This window comes from Actinoalloteichus hoggarensis (assembly GCF_002234535.1).
GTDB lineage: Bacteria > Actinomycetota > Actinomycetes > Mycobacteriales > Pseudonocardiaceae > Actinoalloteichus_A > Actinoalloteichus_A hoggarensis.
This window is the reverse complement of sequence record NZ_CP022521.1, coordinates 4,325,562-4,348,643: the sequence shown is the minus strand read 5'-3', so window position 1 is coordinate 4,348,643 and position 23,082 is coordinate 4,325,562. Positions and strand designations below refer to the sequence as shown.

General features: G+C 73.1%; 14 protein-coding genes. 3 read left to right on the top strand and 11 right to left on the bottom strand.

Annotated elements, in window-relative coordinates; translation table 11 throughout:
- The first annotated feature begins 6 nt into the window (after positions 1-6).
- The gene (locus AHOG_RS18495; RefSeq protein WP_093942481.1) at positions 7-2,151 is read left to right on the top strand and encodes an AAA family ATPase; all 2,145 of its coding nucleotides are present in this window, start codon (positions 7-9) and stop codon (positions 2,149-2,151) included.
- A gap of 95 nt (positions 2,152-2,246) precedes the next feature.
- Here AHOG_RS18495 and AHOG_RS18490 read toward each other — a convergent pair whose 3' ends face one another.
- The 3 genes from AHOG_RS18490 to AHOG_RS18480 form a co-directional block, all read right to left on the bottom strand.
- The gene (locus tag AHOG_RS18490; RefSeq protein WP_093942480.1) at positions 2,247-2,627 is read right to left on the bottom strand and encodes a hypothetical protein; all 381 of its coding nucleotides are present in this window, start codon (positions 2,625-2,627) and stop codon (positions 2,247-2,249) included.
- Positions 2,576-3,958, bottom strand: a complete 1,383-nt coding sequence (locus tag AHOG_RS18485) for a hypothetical protein (protein ID WP_093942479.1) — start codon at positions 3,956-3,958, stop codon at positions 2,576-2,578. Before AHOG_RS18485 ends, AHOG_RS18490 begins: the two co-directional genes overlap by 52 nt.
- Before the next feature lie 760 nt (positions 3,959-4,718).
- The gene (locus tag AHOG_RS18480) at positions 4,719-5,324 is read right to left on the bottom strand and encodes a DUF7711 family protein (RefSeq protein WP_093942478.1); all 606 of its coding nucleotides are present in this window, start codon (positions 5,322-5,324) and stop codon (positions 4,719-4,721) included.
- Between the two features lie 800 nt (positions 5,325-6,124).
- On the opposite strand from AHOG_RS18480, the gene AHOG_RS18475 reads away from it, so the two are divergent.
- On the top strand, positions 6,125-7,243 hold the full coding sequence (locus AHOG_RS18475; protein ID WP_245856308.1) for a phosphatidylinositol-specific phospholipase C domain-containing protein: 1,119 nt from the start codon (positions 6,125-6,127) through the stop codon (positions 7,241-7,243).
- Positions 7,244-7,916: 673 nt separating this feature from the next.
- Here AHOG_RS18475 and AHOG_RS18470 read toward each other — a convergent pair.
- Positions 7,917-8,648 (bottom strand): M15 family metallopeptidase, encoded by a 732-nt coding sequence (locus AHOG_RS18470; RefSeq protein ID WP_245856307.1) that lies wholly within the window; start codon positions 8,646-8,648, stop codon positions 7,917-7,919.
- 403 nt (positions 8,649-9,051) lie between these two features.
- On the opposite strand from AHOG_RS18470, the gene AHOG_RS18465 reads away from it, so the two are divergent.
- On the top strand, positions 9,052-9,681 hold the full coding sequence (locus tag AHOG_RS18465; protein ID WP_093942477.1) for a superoxide dismutase: 630 nt from the start codon (positions 9,052-9,054) through the stop codon (positions 9,679-9,681).
- A 132-nt stretch (positions 9,682-9,813) separates the two neighbouring features.
- Here the strand turns inward: AHOG_RS18465 and AHOG_RS18460 are convergent, their stop codons facing one another.
- The 7 genes from AHOG_RS18460 to AHOG_RS18425 form a co-directional block, all read right to left on the bottom strand.
- Positions 9,814-10,446, bottom strand: coding sequence for an NADPH-dependent F420 reductase (locus AHOG_RS18460; protein WP_093942476.1), 633 nt, complete (start codon positions 10,444-10,446; stop codon positions 9,814-9,816).
- A 357-nt stretch (positions 10,447-10,803) separates the two neighbouring features.
- A complete protein-coding gene (locus AHOG_RS18450; protein WP_169725881.1) occupies positions 10,804-14,466 on the bottom strand; it encodes a S8 family serine peptidase in 3,663 nt (1,220 codons plus the stop codon).
- A gap of 573 nt (positions 14,467-15,039) precedes the next feature.
- Positions 15,040-18,726 carry a S8 family peptidase gene (locus tag AHOG_RS18445; RefSeq protein WP_157736908.1) on the bottom strand — a complete coding sequence of 1,229 codons (3,687 nt, stop codon included), beginning with the start codon at positions 18,724-18,726 and terminating at the stop codon, positions 15,040-15,042.
- Between the two features lie 610 nt (positions 18,727-19,336).
- A complete protein-coding gene (locus AHOG_RS18440; RefSeq protein WP_093942472.1) occupies positions 19,337-20,344 on the bottom strand; it encodes a 1-aminocyclopropane-1-carboxylate deaminase in 1,008 nt (335 codons plus the stop codon).
- Between the two features lie 292 nt (positions 20,345-20,636).
- Positions 20,637-21,323: a GntR family transcriptional regulator gene (locus AHOG_RS18435; protein ID WP_093942471.1), complete on the bottom strand. Its 687-nt coding sequence runs from the start codon at positions 21,321-21,323 to the stop codon at positions 20,637-20,639.
- Positions 21,324-21,648: 325 nt separating this feature from the next.
- A complete protein-coding gene (locus AHOG_RS18430; RefSeq protein ID WP_093942470.1) occupies positions 21,649-22,356 on the bottom strand; it encodes a GAP family protein in 708 nt (235 codons plus the stop codon).
- Positions 22,353-22,961, bottom strand: a complete 609-nt coding sequence (locus AHOG_RS18425) for a TetR/AcrR family transcriptional regulator (protein ID WP_093942469.1) — start codon at positions 22,959-22,961, stop codon at positions 22,353-22,355. Before AHOG_RS18425 ends, AHOG_RS18430 begins: the two co-directional genes overlap by 4 nt.
- Positions 22,962-23,082: the final 121 nt, after the last annotated feature.

The following is a 23,082-nucleotide window of genomic DNA, read 5'->3' as shown; positions in this document are numbered from 1 at the left end:
TCGGCGATGGGCGGAGCCGGGTCGGACCGGTCGGGACGAGACCAGCCGGTCGGCAATCACGCGGCTGACGTGGCGGGCTCGGTGGTGCAGGTGGGCACCGTGCACGGCGGCGTGACGCTGACGTTGCCCGCCGAGTCCAGTCCGATACCGCACCAGATCCCCGCCGCGCCGAATCGCTTCGTCAACCGCGTCGCCGAACTGTCCGCCGTGGACGAGCTCCTGCGCGGCGCGGGCCGCGACTCGACGTGGATCATCGTCCTGACCGGACTGGCGGGCGTCGGCAAGAGTGCGCTGGCCCGTCGGTGGGCGCGTGACGCGGCGGACCGGTATCCCGGCGGCCAGCTCTACATCGACTACTCGACGCGACGGACCGAGGCGGGCACCGCCGTCGGCGACGCACTGGCCGAATGCCTGCGGGGTCTCGGCGTCCACCACGAGCACATCCCGGCGGAACTCGCCGAGCGTTCCGCGCTGTTTCGGACGCGGACGGCCGCGCAGCCGGTGCTGGTGCTGCTCGACGACGTCACCGAGCCCGCCCAGGTCGACGCCCTCGTGCCCAACGGTCCGGGCAGTGCCGTGGTCGTCACCAGCAACGGGCTCCTCAATGAGGCCGATTTCGAGGCCGACGCTCGCATCGTGGTCCTCGACCCGCTCGATGAGACGGGCGGCACGGAACTGCTGCGGCGTTTCTGCGGCTCCCGGCGCATCGACCGGGAGCCTGCGGCGGCGGCCGATCTCGTGCGGCTCTGCGGCGGCCTGCCGATCGCGCTGCGGGTCGCCGCCGCCCGCCTGACCGCTCGGCCGCACCTCGCCGTCGCCTCGCTGGTCGCGGAGCTGGCCGACGACCGCCGCCGACTGCGCGCCCTGTCGTCGAGAGGAGAGCGCACGGTGTCCAGCATGTTCGAACACGCCTATCGGAGCCTGCCCGCCGAGGCCGCCCTGGTCTACCGGCGCCTCGCGCTGATACCGGGTCCCGACGCCGCGGTCGACGCCGTCGCGCTGGCCGCCGACGTCGACGAGGCGAGCGCGCGAACGGCGTTGGCGGTGCTCGTCGACGCGAACCTGTCGACCGAGGAGCCCGGCGAACGCTACCGACTGCACGACCTCGTCCGGCTTCATGCCGGGGAACGCGCCGAGGCGGAGGACGCGGCGTCGGTGCCCGCCGAGGTCCTCGCGCGGCTGATCGGTCAGCGCCTCGGACTCGTCGCGGCGGCCGACCGTGCCGTGATGGGCGCCAGGACGCGCATCGCCGACCACGAGGCGCTGCTCGCCGACGTCGACGACCCCTTCGACGGTCCGCGTGGCGCCGCCCTGGCCCTGGACTGGCTGACGGCGGAACGGGCCGGTCTGCTGGCCCTGCTGCGAGCCGTCGCGGACCAGGGCCTGCACGAGCAGGCCTGGCAGCTCGCCGAGGCGATGGTGCCGCTCTACCTGCACCGGCGCTACCTCATGGACTGGATCGAGTCGAGTGATCTCGGAGCCGCCTCGGCGCGGCGGGCAGGCAGGCCGGCGGCGGAGGCCCGGCTGCGCAGCCTGGTGTCTCGGGCGTACACCGACCTCGGCGACTCCGACCGGGCAGGTGCGGAGCTGGAGCGGGCACTCGCACTGGCCGAGACCGCGGGGAATCCGGTGCTGCTCGCCTCCGTCTGGGAGTTCGTCGGTCGTCATCGCGATGTCGTGGACCCGCCCGGCGCGCTGGCGGCCTACCGGCGTTCCATCGAGCTGAACGAGCACGCGGGGGAGCGTCGAGGCGCCGCGCTGGGCGCCTACTTCCTCGGTCGCGCGCTGGGAGAGGCCGGTCGGCAGGACGACGCACTCGTCGAACTGCGTCGGGCCGCCGAACAGCTGGCGGCACTGGGCGACCGACGGATGGTCGGGCGGGTGCTGATCGCGCTCGGATCCCTGCACCTTCGACTCGGCGAGCCGGACAAGGCGAGTGCGGAGCTGCGCGAGGCGGTCGAGCTGTTCGAGGAACGGGGCGCGATCCATTACGAGGCGCAGGCACGTCGGGTGCTCGCCGACCTCGCCGAGGAACGGGGCGATCGAGCGGGCGCACGAGACCAGCTCGGTCGAGTGCTGGCCATCGAGATCGAGACCGGCGGCCCCGACGCGGCCGCGCTGCGCGATCGACTGGCGGCGCTCGCGGACTGAGTGCCGTCGCCGATCGGGTCTCGGCGCGACCCGCTGCCACGGTGCCCTGGCCGCACCCGTCGCTTGCCGCGACGGGCGGCCCGCACGCCGGCGGGTCAGCCGGCCTCCACGATCCGCACCGTCAGCAGCCGCTCCACGGCGCCGACACGCACGATCAGCCCGCCGTCGCCGAGGATCCTCTCGACGAGGGCGGCGTACGCGGCGGAGGCCGCGAGCCTCGGGTCCGGCTCGTCCTCGTCGTCGGTGATCCACAGTCGTCGCCCGTCGCGCAGTCGTAGTCGGGTGCCGTCCGCGACGGCCGTCGCGGCGAGGCGCGCCCCGGGATTACGCCGCAGCGCCTCGGCGAGCCAGGCCTCCGCCTCCGCCGCCTCCGCCGCGCTGTCGTCGCCGCGGCGCCCGGCGGCCTCCGGCGACCGGGATCGGGTCAGGACGGCGGCGTCGCCGAAGAGCCGCAGATTGGGCTCCTCGGCGTCCACCAGCAGATGCCGCGAGCCGCTGTGCGGGAGGACGATCCGGCGAGCGCGCACGGCGGCGGGCACCCGATGCAGGACCACGGTGGACGGTGCGACGAGGGTGGCGGCCACCTCGAGGGAGTGGACGGGGCGCCGGACCGGCGCCGGTCCGGCGCCCCGTCCTGGACGGGTTCGGTCGCGGGCTCCGGGAGGGCCAGCAGCCGGTGACACAGGGTCCGCAGCAGGTCGACGGCGCGCCCCGGCGCGGCGAAGGCGGCCTCGGCGAGCGGGCGGAAACGCCGAGGGTCGTGCACGGCCATCGTCTTGTCCACCTGCTCCCGCAGACCCGAGGTCGGATCGAGCCGGTCGGCGATCCGCCCGAACTCCGCGAGCGGGGTCCCCGGCACGACCTCACCGCCGAACGCCCCGAGCAGCGTCGGCGTACCGAGGGCGGCGGCGTAGAGACTGACCGAGCCGTGATCGCCGATGAGCACGTCGGCGGCCACCACCGCGGCATGCCAGCCTCGCGCGGGCGGCACCAGCAGCAGGCCCGCACGCATCGCGGAGTCCAGCCATTGATCGAGCTGCCAGCCTCCGTGCCAGGTCCAGGCGTTGGGATGCACGACGGCGGCGACCCGGTACTCGTCCACGGGCAGCTCGGCCAGCAGCCGATCGAGCACCTCGGGACGGCTGCCCAGCAACGACTGCTCCCCCCACGTCGAGGACACCACGACGAGCCGTCGCTCCGCCGAGGCGCCGAGCAGCGCCCGGTAGCGGTCTCGGCGGGTGATGCTGCCGAGGACCGCGTCGTGACTGGTGTCGCCGATCAACGCGGTGCGCCCCACCGTGGCGGGCGAGACGGCGGCAAGCTGTCGCGCCTGGTCCGGGTGCGTGATCGCCAGGGTCACTCGTCCGCGGGCCAGCAGGTCGGCGGCGACCAGACCGGAGAGCCTCGTGGTCGGGGAGTCGACCTCGGGAACGTACTTGTGGAATCCGATGCCGTGCGGCAGCACCAGGATCGGGGCGTCGCCCACCTGTTCGAGGTCGACCTTCTCGCTGGCGGTGATCACCAGATCGCAGCGCAGGTCGGGGACGGCCTCCCACGGCACCAGCCGAACCGGGAGACCACCGAGCATCTCGGCGACGCCCTCGGAGAATCGAGAGCCCGCGTGCACGGTGAAGACCACCTGGACGCGCGGATCGCCCAGGAACACGACCGTGGCCTCCAGCAGGCGGATGGCCGAGGTCAGCGTGCGGGCGACCGCGAGAACGGTGCGGCACGGTCGATACGTCTGCCAGCGCGCCGCGTCCGCCGCGGCGGGGCCGTGTCGGGGATCGGGATCAGCGCGTCGCACGGCTCCGCCGGAGGCCGTCGGCGGGCGGCGCCGCCGTGATGCGGTGTCGGGCGGGACGTCGTCCGCGCCGCGGTGCGGAGCACCGTCCCGGCGGCCGGGCGGAGGAGCGGCCGCGTCGTCGGAACAGGGGCAGACGTTCGGGTCGCAGCGCGGAGCGGCGTCCGCGTGGTGCGGCGCGCCGCTCACACCGGGACACGGCGCACCGCCTGGGCCGGCATGCGGGACGTCGCCCGCGTCGGCGGGCGGGCTGCCGCCTGCGCCGAGGCCCGGAGCCCGGGACTGATTCCGTGCCCTCGGGCGGCCCGTCGCCGGGAAGGACGACGACCGTCCCGCGCGCCGGCCGAACGCCCGCCCGCTCCGCGCGATCGCGGAGGCCGGCCCGAGGCGCACCGCGGCCTCGACGGTCAGGATGCCGACTCGACGGCCGTCGTCTCGTCTCCGCGGTCCGGATGCCGTGCCGGTCCGGCGCGGTCGCGATGCGGTCTGCTCGTCGGGGTCGTCGCGCGAGCGACGGCGGGTCGATGCCGAGGCGGATCTCGTCGCGGGTCACGAGAATCACCGCCTCACCGGTTCGAGCGATCGACGGTTCGCACTCTAAATCAATCCGATCGACGCGCCCACGGCCGCGGCGGCTCGGTCCGGGCCCCGGATCGATCGGCCGATTCGTTGCCGGCCCGCCCCGACCCCGGGGCGAGGCCGTTCGGTGCGGCCGCGCCGGTGGCGCGCTCGGATCCGCGGACCGGGGGCGTCCTCGGGCGGATCAGCGGCTCGCGGCGGCCTGTACCGCCTCCAGCACGTCGAGATAGCCCGCCCCGACCCGCCACAGCGCGTCGGCGACCGGTTCGAGCTTCCCCGGCTTCCAGCGCCGGTCCGCGTAGGCGTCGCCGCGGTCACGCAGCGCGTGCAGACTCAGCGCCAGTTCGGCGTCGAGCCGCGCGCGCATCGCCTCGGCGGGCACCGCCGCGGTGCGCACCGATTCGCCCCGGCCGTCCCGCAGGGCGGCCAGCGTCTCCTCGGCGATTCCGTCGGCGGAGTCCCAGAGCAGCGCGGGCCGGTCGATGCGGTGATTCCACACGGGGGCGTGCACCGAACGCCAGCGCGCGACGATCGGGCTCTGCGGCAGGCGGACCGCGCTGCCCCAGTGCTGTGCGCCGGACGGCTCGTCGAGCCACGGGATCGCGTCGGCGGGCAGGTCGACCGCGAGCGCGACGGAGACCTCGTCCAGGTCCCGTTCGGCGCCGAGGACGTCCCCGAAGACCCACAGCTGCTCGACGCGCAGCGGGAAGATCGACTTCGGCCGGGCGGCCATGTCGGCACAGCTCTCGGCGAGGTTCTCAAGATGCCAGACGGCACGGGTCCACTTCACCGGGCCATCCTGCCGGACGGGGGCGGTGACGAGCCGGATCGGCCGCCTGCCGGGTCCGGCGGCGGGGACCGCGCGACCGGGGGGACCCCGACGTGCCTCGGAAGGGACCCCCGCCTGTCTCTCGGGTGAACCGTCGGGAGGTCGCCCCGGCGCTCGCCCGCGCCGTGGGGCCGCGTCCGACCACGGCCGGCTCGGCTCGGCCGGCCGAATTGGGTGGCGGGGGCCGGTACGGCGGGGGGCAGCCGCACCGCGTCGGTCTCGACCGCCCGCCCGCCGCGGCGTGCGAGTGAACGACGACGTGCCAGACGGCGGGATGAGTCCCGCCGTGACGCCGCCCGTCGCCGTGAGCCCCGGTGCGGACCGCCTCGTGCGTGCGATGACCCGATCATCGCCGGTCGGCTGGGCCGAGCGCCGCCGGCCCCACCGGCCGATGCCGACGCAGGCGCGGCGCGACGGCCACCGTCCACCAGCGCGGTGAGCGCAGGCCGCCGTGTCGCGCGATCCCCGGCGTCGGCGCGAATCGCGACGGTGACGTGGACGCTGCCCGGCACCCACCCGCCCGGACTGATCGAGACGGCCGACGGCCGGCCCGGAGTCCGTGGTCATCGCCCGCCCCGAGCGGGCGGGTCGATGCCCGCTCGCGCCGGTGCCGCAACGTCCATCGGCCGCCCGCCCGCGGTTCCCTCGGTCGATCTCGGAAATTCACCGTCCGCTTCTACACTTCCGGCCGTTGAGGTTTCGCCGGTTCGGCGACGGCCGGACGACGGAGGTCGCCGGGCCACGGAGATCACGGAGGCGACGTGTCTTCTCATCCGGTAACGACGGTAGGCCGGTCCTCGGCCGCCGATTCGACGACGGCTCGGCGAACGACTCGGCGGCGTGCGGCCGCCCTCACCCTGGCGGCGCTGACGGCGGCCGCGACGACGACGGTGTCCACGGCGGCCTCGGCGGCCGCCGAGACCGCTCCCGACGCACCACTCGCGTTCACGAGTTCCACGAGCGTGGGCCTGCACAACGCCTACGAGAAGAGCGGCTTCCCCTACCTCGCCGACGTCCTGGACTCCGGCGCGGCCCTGGTCGAGCTCGACGTGTGGACCGACGAGCTCAGCGGCAGATGGCGGGTCAACCACGGTCTGTTCGGGATGAGCAACAACTGCGTGGGGGCGACCGACCCGGCGGAGCTGCGCACCGGGAGCCGCGACCAGGATCTCTTAGGCTGCCTGACGGATCTGCGGACCTGGCGGGAGGTCAACCCGGACCACCGGCCGATCGTCCTCAAGGTCGAGATGAAGGACGGCTTCTACGACCGGGGCGGCATGGGGCCCGCCGCGTTCGACGCGCTCGTGGCGGATCGCCTGGGCGACGCCGTGTTCACGCCCGCGGACCTCCTCGCCCACGCGGGCGGGGCCGCCACACTGGACGAGGCCGTCACCGCGGCGGGGTGGCCGAGCCGGGACGCGCTGGCCGGTCGGGTGCTGATCGAGCTCATCCCCGGCACCTTCGAACAGGGGAATCCGTTCGACACCCTGTGGACGGACGAGGAGTACTCGCGGCACCTCCGCGACCTGGCCGCGGCCGGGGAGATCTCGCGGGCGCAGGCCTTCCCCTCGGTGCTCGGCGCCCAGGCGGGCGACCCCCGCGAGCGTTACGAGGACGAGAGCCTGCGGCCGTGGTTCGTGGTCTACGACGGCAGTGCCGCCGCCTATGTCACCGGCGGCATCGACACGGAGTGGTACCGGGAGCGGAACTACCTGCTGATCATGACCGCCGCACACGAGGTGGCGCCGGCCATCGACGCCGTGGCGCCGGACGAGCAGGCCGCCCTGGATCGGGTGGCGCTGCTCGCGGCGGCGAACGCGAGCATCGTCACCAGCGACTGGCGCTCCTCGACGCTGTTGTCCGCCGTGGTCTCCCGTTGACCGACGCGGCGCGCGGCGGCTCGCCGCGCGCCGCCCGTGGGGAGTCCGCCTTGATCGACCTCTGACACGAGGTGGAGACCGGGTCTGTTCGGCCTGCCCGCTCCGGCTCGCTCGACTCGCCGTGCCCTGCGCGGCCTGATCTCCCGGCTCGACGGCCCGGCCCGGCCGGCGGGGTCGGTCGGACGGGCGGGCGGACCAGGCCCACCGGGCGGACCAGGCCCACCGGGCGGACCAGGCCCACCGGGCGGACCAGGCCCACCGGGCGGACCAGGCCTGTACGGGTCGCCCGGCACCGGCCCGGTTCCGCACCGGCCCGGCCGCCCGGCACCGGCCCGGCCGCCCGGCACCGGCCCGGCCGCCCGGCACCGGCCCGGCCGCCCGGCACCGGCCCGGCCGCCCGGCACCGGCCCGGCCGCCCGGCACCGGCCCGGCCGTCGCGGTGCCGCGGACCCCCGAACGGGTCGATCCCCGCGGCACCGCGACGAACCGCCGACGGCACGTCATCCCTGTCGCCGTGGGCCGACGGCGCCGGCCTCGGACGACGGTGCCCGATCCTCGTGCGCCTCCGCCTCCGCCTCCGCCTCCGCCGAGTGCCTGAGCCGGGCGGGTCGGAGCGGGGAACGTGCCTGCCGTGTCGATCACGGGAGCGACGCGAGCCGGCCGTCGTGGTGGATCAGGGCTTCTCGAAGTGCTGGTAGTCCAACGGGGTCGTCCAGAAGCCGCCCCACGTCCAGCCCTTCTCGGTGAAGCTCCGCTCGACGAGGTCGCCCGCGTGGATCATGCCCGGTGCGTCCTGGTCCCGGTCCACGTACGGCGCTCCCGAGGGCGGCAGCACGAGCCCGCTGGAGTTGACGTAGGGGTTCTGGATCGGGTTGATGTCGATCGCCTTGCCGTAGGAGTGGTTCGACCAGCCGCCGCCGCCCGTGATCGGTCGACAGTTGAACGCGGAGCTGTTGTTCGCCGCCATGGAGGCGTCGTCGTCGGCGCCGTACTTCTCGACGGTCTCGGCCCTTTCGATCGGGAAGCCGCCCCGATACAGGTCGACGAAGACGTCCGCCACCTCCTCGGCGACGTCGGCGTGCACGATCAGCTCGCCTCGGTGCGTGCGGTCGTCGAAGCCGACGTGGGGGAACGAGACCAGTCGGAGGTCCTCGGGGCCGACCGGGCAGCCCTCCCGATAGCTCGCGCCCAGCCGTTCCTCGGTGACCGGGCCGATGCCGATTCCGACGGGCACGCCTGCCGGCTCGGCTGCCTCGGTCGTCTCGGCCGCCGACGCGGGCAGCGCGGCGGCGAACGCCATGCCGAGGGCGGCGGTGAACAGGGTGGCGCGATGCGTTGTCTTCTTCACACCAGGTATCACGCCGTTCGCGGCGCGGAGGTTGTCCGCCTGTCGCGATTCCATCATGACGGGAAGATCATGTTGCGGTGATCGATCGACTCCGCTAGGAGATCGCCGGGCGCGGCCGGCGTTCGCGGGGCCGTGGGGTTCGTGGGGCCTGCCGCGGACCTCGTCTCGATCCGGATGCGGCCGTCGAACCGGACCTCGGTGTCCCCGGCGTGGCGTTCGCGGCGTCCGCCGTCGCGGGGGTGTCCCGGAGTCGGCGCCGGGCGTCGCCTCGCCCGTCCGTGCCGCCGAGGCAGAGAGACGCTCCGCGAGCAGTCGCTCGACGTCCTGCCTGATTCGGATCGCCGTCGCCCGCCTCGCGGCCGACGGTGATCGAGTTCACAGACGTGCCGACTTGACCTCTACGAAGGTAGAGGTTCGAGGCTGGAGTGGACCGAGGACCCGAGAGCTGGAGAACCCTTCCATGGCCCGTTATGTGCTGCCCGATCTCGACTACGACTACGCAGCCCTGGAGCCCGCCATCGCGGGCGAGATCAACGAGCTGCATCACAGCAGGCACCACGCCGCCTACGTCACCGGCGCCAACGACACGATCGACAAGATCGCCGAGGCCAGGGACAAGGGGGACTTCGGCTCCATCGTGGGTCTGCAGACCACCCTGGCCTTCCACCTCGCGGGTCACTCGCTGCACCTGATCTGGTGGAAGGTGCTGGGCCCGGACGGCGGCGACAAGCCCACCGGTGAGCTGGCGGCGGCCATCGACCAGGACTTCGGCTCCTTCGACGGACTGCGCGCCCAGCTCAGCGCCGTCTCCGCCTCCATCCAGGGCAACGGCTGGGGCGTGCTGGCCTGGGACCCGGTGGGCGAGCGGCTGATCACCCAGCAGCTCAAGGATCACCACGCCAACCTGGCGATCACCACCACCCCGCTGCTGGTCTTCGACATCTGGGAGCACGCCTACTACCTCCAGTACCGCAACGTCAAGGCCGACTACATCGCCAAGCTGTGGAACGTCGTGAACTGGGCCGAGGTGGAGCGCCGCTTCGTCGACGCCCGCGCGGGGCGTAACGGGCTGCTGCTGCCCACGACCTGAGCCCGCCGCGCACGGCGGGCCGGTGCGGGGTCTGGGGGTGCACCGGCCCGCCGCTCTCGTCGCTCGACCCGGAGTCGCGACGGAGGTTCTACGACCCGTCCGACGTCGACGAGCCGTCGGCCGTGCGGTCGATCAGTCGCGCCGCGCCCCGGCGATGCTCGCCTCGGCCTGCGCCGTGTTCTCCCGCACGCCGTAGGAGGGGGTGCCCGGCTCGATCCGCCGGCTCTCGGCGAGGGGACCGACGTCGACGACGTCGAAGCCGAGGCGGTCGATCAGCGCGGCGACCTCGGCCTTGGCCGCCCCGTCGTCGCCCGCGATGGGAATCGCCCGCCGGTTCGGCGTGCCCGTCGGGCTCGCGTCGGTCGCGATCTCGGCCGCCGGGATCGCGTTGAACGCCTTGACGACCGAAGCACCCCGCCAATGCCGTGCCTGGAGCTCCGAGCTGGTCACCGTGCGCGCGTCCAACTCGGGGATCCGGCCGTCGCGCTGCGGGTAGTAGTTGTTCGTCTCGATCACGATCTTGCCCGCCACCGCGGCGGGCACCTGGGCGTAGGCCTTCAGCGGAATGCTCACCACGACGACCGGCGCCGCCGCGGCCTCCTCGGCCGTGCCCGCTCTGGCGTGTTCGCCCAGTTCCGCGACCAGGTCGCGCAGGGTCTCCGGCCCTCGCGAGTTGCTGATCACCACGTCATAGCCCGCTGCCACCGCGCGCCGCGCCAGGCCGCCGCCGATGTGGCCCGCTCCGATGAAGCCGATGTCCGTCATGGCTACGGCAACCAGCAGGCTCCCGGACGGTATTCCGGTCGAGCGCGAGACGCCCCCGTCCGGGTGAATCCCGGCGGGCCGTCCCCGCCGCGCCCCGGTCAGCCGGACCTCGGGACGTGACGACCGGCCGCCGGCCTGCCCAGTCGTCCCCCCTGCGGCGGGCGTGGATCGCGGCCGGCCGCCGTCGACGATCGGAATCCGCGTCGACGCGATCGTCGCCGTGCCCGTGGCGGTGCCGCCGCGCCGTCCCCCGCCTGCTGCTGATCGCCGCAGGTCCCGGCCCGGAGCCGAGCTGCGGCGGCGGGTCGCGACCGTCGGGAACGGGGTGCGCCCGCGCCCGACGATCGCGACGACGAGTCACCGGACCAGGTAGGCCCTGGTGATCGTCTCGGTCACCGAGTGACCGTCCTCGTCGGACGCGCTCGCGCGCAGTGAGACGTGCTCGTCCTGCCCGGCGGCGGGGATCTCCACCGTCCAGGAGTCGCCGTTCGGCGAGATCGCCGCGTCATGCCAGGTGGCCCCGTCGTCGAGCGAGTACGACAGCGCGAACTCGGTCACCGGCGCGGTGGTCGCCCCCGGCGGTGCGGCCACGGTCGCCGTCCCGGTGACGGGTACGTCCGCCGCCGCGGTGTTGAGCTCGTCGAGATCCAGGTCATACCGCACGTCGAGCAGCCGAGGGACCACGACGTCGCCCGGTTCGCCCCCAGTGGAGCGGAATCGCCAGTCGGCGCGGACCTCGGTGGACATCCGCCACCAGTCGGCGGTCCGGACGCCCGTCGCGGAGAGTTCGTAGAAGCCGTCGGACGCGGGAAGAGCGAAGGCGCCCGTGCCGGGCGATTCGCCGCGGCCGATCTCGGCGCCGTCCCGACGCAGGACCGTCGTGCCGGAGTCGATCTCGTGATCGACGGCGAGGTTGCGGGGATCGTCGTCGCCGAACATCGACACCGCGACCACCAGTTCGTCGTCCCGGCGGAACACCGAGGGCAGGACGCCCTCCGCCGTGACGACGCCGTCGGTCACGGTCGGGCCGATCGGGCCCGCCCACAGATCATGCCGAGGCTGCGGGCCACCGGCGAGCGTCTCCGGAAGCGTCTGCAGCGTCGGATACCGCACGAAGCTCTCGGTGTCGTAGCCGAGATCCAGCGAGCGCTCCCAGGAGACGCCCGGCGAGTAGTACTCGGTGCGCTCGGTGGGGAGCCGGTATCCATAGGCCAGCAAGCCCGTGGTGCGGTCCCCGGTGTCGTAGAAGACCATCGCCTGCGACTGACCGGGAACGCCGATCGGATTGTGGTATCCGGCTTCCACCTGGGCGAGCTCCGCACGCTCGAACCGCCAGTCGATCAGATCGGGTTCGAGCCCGCCGGCCACCGTGTCGGCCAGGAAGTACGCCTCCGGCGTCGTGGCGGCCAGGGTCAGCTCGACGTCGGTCGGCCCCGAGGCCGTCCTCTCCAGGAGAAGCCGGGCGTCGGAGGGGAGACCGAGTTCGACGAGCGGAACCGCAGCCTCCTGGTAGAGGAAGTTGTAGGACAGCACCGCCTCGGCGCCGCGTTCGACCGCCGCCTGTGCCAGGGCGTCATGGTGATCGGGGTCCGACTGCCACTCGAGGTCGGCGATGAACGCGATCCGACCGGTCAGATCAGGCAGTTCCGCCGGGGGCATCGTGGTGATGTCCGACAGGGTGCCCCGTACCGTCCGATCGAAGCCCGACGCCGACGTCTCGGACAGAGGTCCGAGGGCGAAGCCGTCCGCGCCGAGGACCCGGCCCCGAGCCGAAGGTCGCTCCCAGTAGCCGTAGTAATGGAAGTCGACCGCCTGCAGCGGGCCGCTGGGGATGACACGGGTGTCGGGGGTCGACCACATGTGCAACCCCATCCGACCTCCGGGGCGATCGGCGCTGAGGATGAGGCCGCCTCGGGCCTGGGCGATGTCGTGGGCGGCGTCCTCGATGCCGATCTCGACCGGCTCGCCGTCGCGACCGGAGAAGCGCAGCGCCGCGCCCTCCTCGACGGTGAAGCGGTCGGCGGCGAAGGCGGTCTGCTGTTGATCGGGCTCGCCGTACTCGCCGAGGACGAAGCCGACGAGCCGGTAATCGCCCGCGTAGAGCCGGATGTGGTCGGCGAGGTAATCGTTCATCGTGACCTCGCCCGTGTCGAGATCCGCCAGGAGGACCGCGCCCACGACGGCCTCGCCCTCGCTGTCGGTGAACTCGAGCGGGACGTCGAAGGCCTCCTTCTCGACGTGGATCGACCACGGGGTCGTGATCCGCTGATCGCCGGATCGGGCGGTGATGTGTCCGGTGTACTCGCCGACGACCTCGGCGCCGCGCGCCGCTCGCACGGCGACCGCCGCGCTGCCTCCGGCGGGCACCAGGACGGTGGTCGCCTCCAAGGCGACGAGGCCGTCGGGAGCGTCACCGTCCACGCTCAGGGTCAAACGCACGTCCTCATCGGTCGGATTGCGGTACTCGATCGAACCGACGGCGTCCTCGGCGTCCTCGTGCGGCCAGGACTGGAGGCCGAAGGCGAGGACCGCGGTCTCCGCGAACACCTCCGCCTCGACGGCGCGCAGGACGTCCAGCCTGCCCGCGCCCTGACCGTGCACGTCGACGCCCGGCAACGGCGCGGCGGCGCCGACGAGGACGGACTTCAACTCGGCCCCGGTCGCGGTCGGGCGTGCCTGGGCCAGAAGGGCCGCGGCACCGGCCACGTGCGGCGCGGCCATCGAGGTTCCGGAGTAGGTCTGATATCGGGCGCCGGTGACCCCGGCACCGGCCGCCGTGATGTCGGAACCCGGGGCGGCGATCTCCGGCTTGAGGCCGAAGTCCCACGGACGCGGGCCCTGGCTGGAGAAGTCGCTGAGCTCGTCGTCCTTGGTGGTGCTCGCCACCGCGAGCACGCTGTCCGCCACGGCGGGAGAGCTGACGGTGCCGCGTTGACCGTCATTGCCCGCCGCCGCCACGATGAGCGTGCCGTGCTCCTCGGACAACCGCTCCGCCGCGTCGATCATCGGATCGCCGGTGGGCACGGCGGCTTGACCGAGGCTCAGGTTGACCACGTCCGCGCCCTGCCGAGCAGCCCATTCCATTCCCGCGATGATCCAGCTCTCGTCGCCCCAGCCGTCATCGCCGAGCACCTTGCCGATCAGCAGGTCGGCGTCGGGGGCGACGCCCCGGTAGCGGCCCTCGGAGGCGGCGCCGCTGCCCGCGATGGTGCCCGCGACATGGGTGCCGTGGCCGCGTCCGTCGTGGGCGGACGATACGCCGTCGACGAAGCTGCGTGCCTCCACGACGGCGTCGGTCAGATCGGGGTGCTCGGTGTCGTAACCGGTGTCCAGGACGGCCACCCGCACGCCCTCGCCGGTGAAGCCTGTCTCCCAGGCCTCGGGCGCGCCGACGAGCTCGGCGCTGACGTCCAGACTCGCTCGAACCCGGCCGTCCAGCCAGACGGTGTCGACGGAGTCGGCGGCGAACACGGCAGGCGCCGCGACCAGGTCGGTCCAGAACTCCTGGGTGTCCGAGCGGTCCACCGAGACGGCCTGCATGCCGAGGTCGGGCATGGCGGCGGTGACCTCCGCGGTCGACGGGACGGCGGAGAGGGTCCGCGCCTCGCCGTGATCGGCCATGATCAGGCCGAGCGTGTCCGTCTCGTCGTCGGCGAGGCCCTGGGCGACCAGGCCGGTGATGTCGAACAGCCGAGGGTCCAGCCTGCCCGTCGAGACCAGCTCCATGGCGTCGTAGGGCAGGACGGAGACGGTGTCGCCGTGGAACGTGTGCAGCCAGCCGATTCCTCGGCGTCCCTCGGGCTGTTCGACGGCGAGGACCGTCAGTTCGTCCTCGGACTCGCTGAACACGACGCGGTCGCCGGTGATCAACGTCACCGAACGCACCGGTGCCGATTCCGCGTGGTCGCTCGTACCGAGCGGGGGAAGGCCGGGGGGAGCAGCGCCTGCCGCCGCGGCCGGTGCGGCCAGGCTCAGCGCGCCGATCACTGCGGCGAGTCGCCACAGCGCGGGTGATCGCATGTCGTCCTCCAGGGTGCACTGCGGGGCCCGGATCGGGCTGACACCCTTTTCACACGCCGTGACGGTCCAGCGGGGTTGCCACGGGATCGGCGGAGAACGAGCACGGGATGGAGGCACGGGCGGGCCTGCGGTCGTCATCGCGGCGGCATGGCCGGGGAGCGACCGCGCGGGGGGTCGTCCGCCATACGGCGTCGAACCCCTGTGCCGAGCGTTCGCCGTGCGTCGGGCGGGGTCGCCGCGCGTCGTGGGACCCGAACGGCCGCCGTGCGACCAGCGGCCGTTCGGGTCACGCCGCGCCCCGACAGCAGATCGGCGCGGTACCCGTGTCCGGATACCGCGCCGATCGTGGTGCCTGGAGACAGTCCTGTCGCGACGGCCGAGTCCGGTGCGACGGCAGTTGTGGCCGCGGCCCGATGGTGCCGTCACCCGGTGCCCCGGCGGTCGGGAGCAGGTGATCAGACCCGGGTCGGTCCGCGTCCGCCGGTCGACATCGACCGATCGTGCGGGCCGGGTCGACGGCGAGTCGACCGGCGGACGTCGGTCACCTCGGGCGCCTGCGTCCCACCAGACACCTCACTTCACCGCGTAGGCCTTGGTGATCGTCTCGATCACGGAGTGACCGCTGTCGTCCTCGGCCGCCACGCGCAGCGAGACATGCTCGCCCTCGGCGGCCGCCGGGATCTCCACCGTCCATGACTCGCCTTCCTGCCGGGTCGACGCCGCGTGCCAGGAGGCCCCGTCGTCGAGCGAATAGGACACTCGCAGGTCGGTCACCGGGGACTCGCCCTCGGCCGCCGACGCCGTCACCGAGCCGGTCACCGGCGTCTCGGCGGCAGCCGAGTTCGTCCCGTCCAGATCCAGGTCGAATCGCACGTCGAGGAGCCGAGGCGCGACGATCGTCCCCGGCTCCGCGGGCGCGGACCGGAATCGCCACCGTGCGTCGACCTCGGTGGAGACCGGCCACCAGTCGGCGTCCCGGACGCCGGTCGCCGTCAATTCGAACCAGCCGTCCGAGGACGCGGGCAGGTCGAAGGAACCGTGCCCCGCCGACTCGCTGCGGCCGATCTCGACGCCGTCGTGTTCGAGCACCGTGCTGCCGGTGTCGATCGCGTTCGGGAAGGCGACGTTGCGCGGCTCGTTGTCGCCGAACATCGGCACCTCGACGGTCAGCACGTCATCCCGACGGAACACCGGCGGCACCAGCCCGTCGGCCGAGTACCGCACGGTGGGCAGCGACGGGCCCAGCGGTCCGACCCAGAGGTCGTGCGCGGGGTTCGGGCCGGCCGGGCGCGCTTCGGGGACGGTCTGCAACGCCGGGAAGTCGACGATGTCGTCTCCCTCGATCCGGTAGCCGAGTGAGCTGTAGGCGGCCCACTCGACGTCGGGGGAGTAGTAGTCGGTTCGCCGATGCGGTGTCCGGCGGGGCGATTCCACCATGTAGGAGACTCCACCGTCGACGGCGTAGGACATGATGGCCCACTCCCGACCGGTGCCCAGCGGGTGATGCTGGGCGGACTCGACCTCGGCGAGCTCCGCCGTGTCGAATCGCCAGTCGGTCGCCTCGGCGCTCAGCCCGTCGAAGACCGAGTCGGCCAGGTGGTAGCTCACCGGGCTCTGGGCGGTCAGCGTCACCGCGATGTCCGTCGGCCCCGACGCCATGCGGCTCAGCAGCCGTTCGACGTCGTTCTGTCGGTAGAGCTGCACGACGGGCAGCACGGAGAGGTCCTCGATGTGGTTCGACGACAACACCAGCTCGGCGCCGTTGTCTCGCGAGGCCGCCACCAGCGCGGCGAGGCGCGCGGCGTCCAGGGCGTACTCGGTGTCGGCGATGAGCGGGATCAGCCCGGTCAGGTCGGGCACCTTCTCGGGGTCCATGCCGGTGATGTCGATCACCGTGCCCGCCGTCTCGAGGTCGTGGCCCTCGATGGACTGTTCCAACGCCCAGCCGACGGTGAACCCGTCGTCGCCCAGCACGGTCGCCGAGGCCCACGGCACGCCCCAGAACCCCGAATAGTGGTACTCGAGGCCCGGCACCGAGCCTGACGGGACGACGAGGTTCTCCCGCACGGCGTCCGCCTGGATGCCGATGGGCGAGTCCGGGTGCGTCGTGGACTCCAGGATCACCGAGGCCAGGTCCTGGGTGACGTCCTCGGTGCTCTCGACGCCGATCTCGACCAGTTCGCCGTCCTGGCCGGAGAGGCGCAGTGCCGCGCCCGGCTCCACGGTGAACCTGTCGAGCGCGAACGCGGTGTTCTCCGCCGCCGGCTCACCTGCCGCGAAGCGGATGCCGAAGCCGATCACGCGGTACTCGCCTGCGGACAGCCTCGCCTGGGGGCCCTCGTCGGACCACACCGTGGTCGTGGCGCCCGTCGTGTGGTCCTGAAGGATGAACAGGCCGTTCACGGGATCGCCCGCGCTGTCGGTGAACTCGATCGGAACGTCGTAAGACTCCGGTTCGACATGAACCGACAGCGGCGTGACCAGTCGCGTCTCGCCCGACTCGGCGATCACGCGGCCGGTGTACTCGCCGACGGCCTCGTTGCTCGGCGTCACGAGCACGTCGACCTCGACGCTGCCTCGGGTGGGCACCGTGATGCTCTCGGCGTCGAGCGCGACGACGTCCTGCGCTCCCTCGACGTCCACCGACAGCGTCAGCTCCACGTCCTCCGGCGTCGGGTTGTGATAGGTCACCGTGCGCACGGTCGGCTCGGCGGCGTCATGCGGCCAGGGCAGCCTGCCGACGCCCAAGGCAGCCGGTTCGGCACGAAGCCGTTGGTTCGTCGCGCGCTCGACGTCGAGCCTGCCGGCGCCCTGGCCGTGCACGCTGATGTCGGCCAACGGCTGGGCGCTGTTGACGAGGAGGGCCTTGAGCTCCTCGCCGGTCGCCTCGGGGTGGGCCTGCGCGACGATGGCGGCTGCCCCGGCGACGTGCGGCGCCGCCATCGACGTGCCCGACATCGACACGTAGTCGGAGCCGGTGGCGGCGGCACCCGCCGCGGTGATGTCGGTGCCCGGCGCGGCGATCTCCGGCTTCAGGCCGAAGTCCCACGGGCGCGGGCCCTGGCTGGAGAAGTCGCTGAGCTCGTCCTGCTTGGTGGTGCTGCCGACCGCGAGCGACGAGTCCGCGACGGCGGGGCTGCCCACCGACCCGCGTAGCCCGTCGTTGCCCGCCGCCGTGACGAACAGGGTCCCGTGGGTCTCGGACAGGCTGTCGAGCGCGTCGACCATCGGGTCGCCGGACGGCGACGAGTAGGCGCCCAGACTCATGTTGACCACCCGCGCGCCGTTCTCGGCGGCCCACTCCATGCCCGCGATGATGTCGCTCTCGAAGCCGCCGCCGTCGTTGAGCACCTTGCCGATCAGCAGCTCCGCCTCGGGCGCGACGCCCCGGTGGCGGCCGTCGGACGCGGCGCCGCTGCCCGCGATGATCCCCGCCACGTGGGTGCCGTGGCCCGCGCCGTCGTGGACCGGGGCGCCCGCGACGAAGCTCTTCGCGTCGATCACCCGATCGGACAGGTCCGGATGGTCGGTGTCGTACCCGGTGTCCAGCACGGCCACCCGCACGCCCGCGCCGGTGTGACCCGCCTCCCATGCCTCGGGAGCGCCGACCAGCGGGGCGCTCTCGGCCAGCGTGGACCGCACCCGCCCGTCCAGCCACACCTTGCCCGCCGAGTCGGCGAGCGTGGTGGGCCGGGCGTTGAGCTCCGACCAGAACTCTCCGGTGTCCGACCGGGGAACCGAGACGCCCGTCACCCCGAGGTCCGCCGACGAGGTCGCGACCTCGGCCATCTCGGGCAGGGCCGCGGCGTCGAACAGTTCGACGTCCTCCCCCTCGCCCGCTCCGTCGGTGACGATCAACCGCAGGTCCTCCTGCTCGTCGTCGGCCAGGCCCTGCGCGACCAGCCCGGTGACGTGAAAGAGGCGCTCGTCCAGTCGGCCCGCCGCGAGGAGGGGGAGGGCGTCGGACGGCAGTACCGAGACACCGGTGTCGTCCCAGGTGCGCACCCAGCCGATGCCGCGTCGCTCCGCGGGCTGCTGCACCGCGACGACGCTGACCTCGGAGCCGCCCCCGGTGAACAACACCCGGTCGCCGGTGATCAGGGTGACCGATCGAATCGGCCCCGAGTGTCCGAGGGCGCCGTGGTGCTCCCCGGCGGGCACCGGGCCGTCGGGCGGACCGGCGCCCAGCGCGGCGGCGGGGCCCGCCATCGCCAGCACGACCGCCAGCGCGGTCCCCGATCTCAGATGACGTAATCGCATTCGATCCTCCATCGTCGGCCGTCGGCCGTCGGCCGTCGGCCGTCGGCCGTCGGCCGTCGGCCGTCACTGTCGGGCCGACGAGGCCGCTGCCCCTTCTACGCGGGAGACGTCGACGTGGTTGCTCGGCGAACGACATATTCCTGATCTTCGGATCGTTCGACCGTCGTCGGGTCGCTGGCTCGGCAGGCTCGCGCCCCGCGGGGAGGCCGCCGCGTCGGCTCGAATCGATCCGACGGCCTCGAGACGGCGGGCCTCGGGGCCGAGACCCGCGTACGTGGCTGCCCGGCGGCAGGGGTGGTGGTGTGGTCGCGCGTCGCCGACACGGCTCGGCGGCGCGGGCGGCGGCCGTACCGCCGGCCGCCGCCGGAACTCGGACTCGCCCCGCGGGCCTCCGCGGCGGTCTGGCGATCCGCATGCCGCGTTCGTCACGGTGTCGCGCGCGGGCCGCCCGACACCCTCGCACGGGGTGCCGAGCGTGGACACCGGTTCCGCTCGAGCACCGTCGACTCGCTGATCCGGGGCGCCGACGGGATGCCCGACCCGGCCGCCCGGCCGGCCGCATGCGGCGCGGGCGCACGTCCAGGGAGCAGGCGCCCGATCCGGCGTCGCGTCAGGAGAAGAGCCCGCTGTAGGCGTTGAGCGCGGGCTGCCCGCCCAGATGCGCGTAGAGGACGGTGGACTCCGCCGGGATGTCTCCCTCGCGGACGAGGTCGATCAGGCCCGCCATCGACTTCCCCTCGTACACCGGATCGGTGATCATGCCTTCCAGGCTGCCCGCGAGTCGCATCGCCGCCAGGGTCGAGTCGGTCGGGACGCCGTACTCCTCGCCTGCCCAGCCCGCCCGGACCTCGATCTCCGCCTCACGCAGTTCCCGGCCGAGCCCGATCAGCTCGGCCGTGGCTCGGGCGATCTTCTCGACCTGGCTCCGGGTGGCCTCGATCCGGGCGGAGGCGTCGATGCCGATCACGCGACGCGGGCGGTCCTGTCCGGCGAATCCGGCGATCATCCCCGCCTGCGTCGAGCCGGTCACGCTGCACACGACGATGGTGTCGAAGAAGACGCCGAGCTCCGCCTCCTGCTGCCGCACCTCCGCCGCCCAGTTCGCGAAGCCCAGGCCGCCGAGCCGGTGATCGGAGGCGCCCGCCGGGATGGCGTAGGGCGTTCCGCCCTGGTCGCGGACCTCGGCCAACGCCTGTTCCCAGCTCTCCTTGACACCGATGCCGAACCCTGCCCGCACGAGTTCGACCCGCGCGCCCATCACCCGCGACAACAGGATGTTGCCCACCTTGTCGTTCACCGGGTCCGGCCAGTCCACCCAGCTCTCCTGCACCAGTCTGGCCGTCAGCCCGAGCCGCGCCGCGACCGCCGCGACCTGTCGAGTGTGGTTGGACTGGATTCCGCCGATCGAGACCAGCGTGTCCGCGCCCTGGGCGAGCGCGTCGGGAACCAGGTACTCGAGTTTGCGCGTCTTGTTGCCGCCGAAGGCCAGCCCGCTGTTGCAGTCCTCCCGCTTGGCCCAGATCCGCGGCCCGCCGAGGTGCTGGGTGAGCCGCTCCAGCGGATGCACCGGACTGGGGCCGAACAGCAGTGGATAGCGGGGGAAGTCCTCGATGGACATGGTGGACGCTCCTTGCTCGACGGCTTCTCGTGGCGGACCGGCTCAGCGACGCGGCGCAGGCCCGACGGGACGGGTCATCGCGGATGGACACGGGTCTGTTCGGCGCGGGTGGCGAGCGATCGTGGACGCCGGACGTCGCGGAGAGTGCGGCGTGACGGCCCGGCGCCGGGTACGGGAACGCGGGTACGGACGCGGCCATGGCGGCCTTCCCCGTGTCTGCCCCTCGGCACCGGGACGGCCGTCCTCGACGCCCGCCCCGCCACCGCCGCCGTCCCCGCCGCGCCGTCGATCGTCACGTCGTCGACCCCGCGTCCTCGCCTCGGGCCTCAGCCGTGAGCAGCCGTCCGAGGGTCTCCCAGTTGCGTCGGGTGGCGGCGGCCGCGCCGTCGACGTCACCCGAGGCGCACAGCTCGACGATCTCGGCGTGCTGCGCCACCGAACTCCGACCCGCCAGCGTGGCGAACCGCACCCGCTCCACCCGGCGCAGCAGCGGCGTGACCTGGTCGAGCATCGTGCGCAGCGTCTCGTTGGCCGCCGCGACCACCGGGACCGCGTGGAACTCGTCGTCGGCCGTCAGCGCGCCGTCGACGTCTCCGGTCCGCAACGCCTCGGCGAGCCGCTGATTCGCCTCGCGCATCGACGTCAGCTCGACGTCGGTCAGCGTGGCCGCGGCTTCGCGCACGGCCAGGGCGTGCAGGGCCGCCGCGACGGACTGCGCCTCTCGGGTGGCCCGGACGTCCAGCGGGGCGACGATCGTGTAGCGGCCCGGCTTGGACCGCACGAGTCCCGCCTGTTCGAGCCGGGCCAGCGCCTCCCGGATCGGCGTGCGGCTCACCCCGAGCCATTCCACGAGTTCGGTGTCCAGCAGACGCTCGCCGGGGGCGAGGGTGCCGTCGACGATCGCGTCGCGGATCGCCCGGTACGCCTCGTCGCGCAGCAGCGACCTGGTCATGACGTGGTGACCGCGGGGGACCGGCATGCGGTATATCGCACACTGCATTCCCTTTGGCGTCAAGCGTGTTGCGGAGGACGGCCGCCCGGCCGGCGTGGTCGAGATGGCGGCGGGGCGGCGAATGGATGTGACCTGCGGGCATCGCCGGCCGTCCCGCCGGAGCCGCGGTTCTGACGGGACGGGAGGCGCGCGAGGGCGGCCGAGTCTCGGTGGTCGGCCGCCGGTGGCGCGTGGCCGTCGTCCTCTCGGACGCGGCGGACGAAGCTGCTGGTCACGACGACGAGCGACACTCCGTCCCCGAGCGCGGCGCAGGCGATGCGGCGGGACGCCGTCGGTCAGGCCACGGCGTCGATCAGCCCGCGAGGAGGGCGCCGACGGCGTTCTGGGCGATCAGGAAGCCCGCGATGCCGACGATCCAGCTCAGGGTCTCGTTACCGTTCTTGGTCATCCAGGCGTTCATCCGTTGCAGCAGCGGATCGATCCGCTCGTGGGCGACGAGCCGGACGCCGATCAGGACGACGGCGGGCAGCACCATGATCACGCAGTACGCGGCGAGGCTGAGGGTGATGCCGCCCCAGCCGATGCCGGAGGTGACGAGCAGGCCGATGGCCGCGAGGTAGGGCAGCATGGTCGCCAGCTCCATGCCCGCGGCAGCCAGGGCCAGCGAGATCAGCGACGGGGTGCTGCCCTCCTCGGTCAGCGCGCGCTCCCGCCACCGGGTGATCCGCCCCGGCCCCTTCGGCTTACGGTGCTTCGAGGTCATGCGGAAGCTCAGCACCAGCAGGGCGATGCCCGCCGCCAGCTGGACGCCGCGCAGGATCGTCTGGTCGACGCTCGCGAACAGGGCGCCGATCACGCCGAGGGCGGCGTCGGCGCCCACCATGACGAGCAGCCCGGCGGCGAAGTAGAAGACGACGATGGTGCCGAGATAGACGGCGAAGCGGCCGAGCCGGACCCGGCCGGGTGCGAGCAGCAGCCAGATCGGGATGAACAGCGTGCCGATGCTCGTGCTGTCGACGAGGGCGAGGCCGATCAGTCCTAAGACGAGTGCGGTGGTCATGGCGTGTGGACTCCTTGGGAGAAGACACGGTCGAGGTGGTCGTCGAGCAGTCGCCGGATGCGGTCCGGGTCGAAGTCCTCGCCGCTGGCGAGGTGGTGCAGGGCGAGTCCGTCGGTGAACGCCGCGAGGGCCGCCGCCTCGTCATGCGGATCGCGCTGTTCGTCGAGTTCGCCGAACTCTCTGGCCTGGGCGAAGCCCTTGGCCAGTTCGTCGAGCAGCCGCCGGGTGTTGGTCTGATGGATGCGACGCATCTCGGGGTCGACGAGGGTCGCCGGGATGAAGGCCAGCCACACGGCCAGCTCGTGCCTGCGGTCGTCGTCCAGGGGAAGGAGCGTGTTCATCACCGCGGCGAGCGTCTGGCGCACCGTCGGGCCGACAGGGGTTTCGAGGATCCGTTCGGTCGCTCGGGCGTACATGTGCTCGATCCCGAAGCGCAGCAGCTCGTCCTTGGTGCGGAAGTAGCTCTGCACGAGGCCGATCGAGGTCCCTGCCTCGGCGGCGACACTGGCGAGCTTGGCTCCGGGGAGGCCGTCGCGCGCGATGACGCGCAGGAGCGCCTCGGCGACCTGCCTGCGCCGAGCGTCGGCGTCTGCGGTTCGTGCCATGCGATGAAAATAGCACGGTATTATTTTTTACGGGCCGGGTGGGTCGCCCGGCCCGACGAGAAGGGGCGTCGGGCCTGGTCGGGGGATCCGCCTGCCCTGATCCGATCGGGCCTACGCGGGA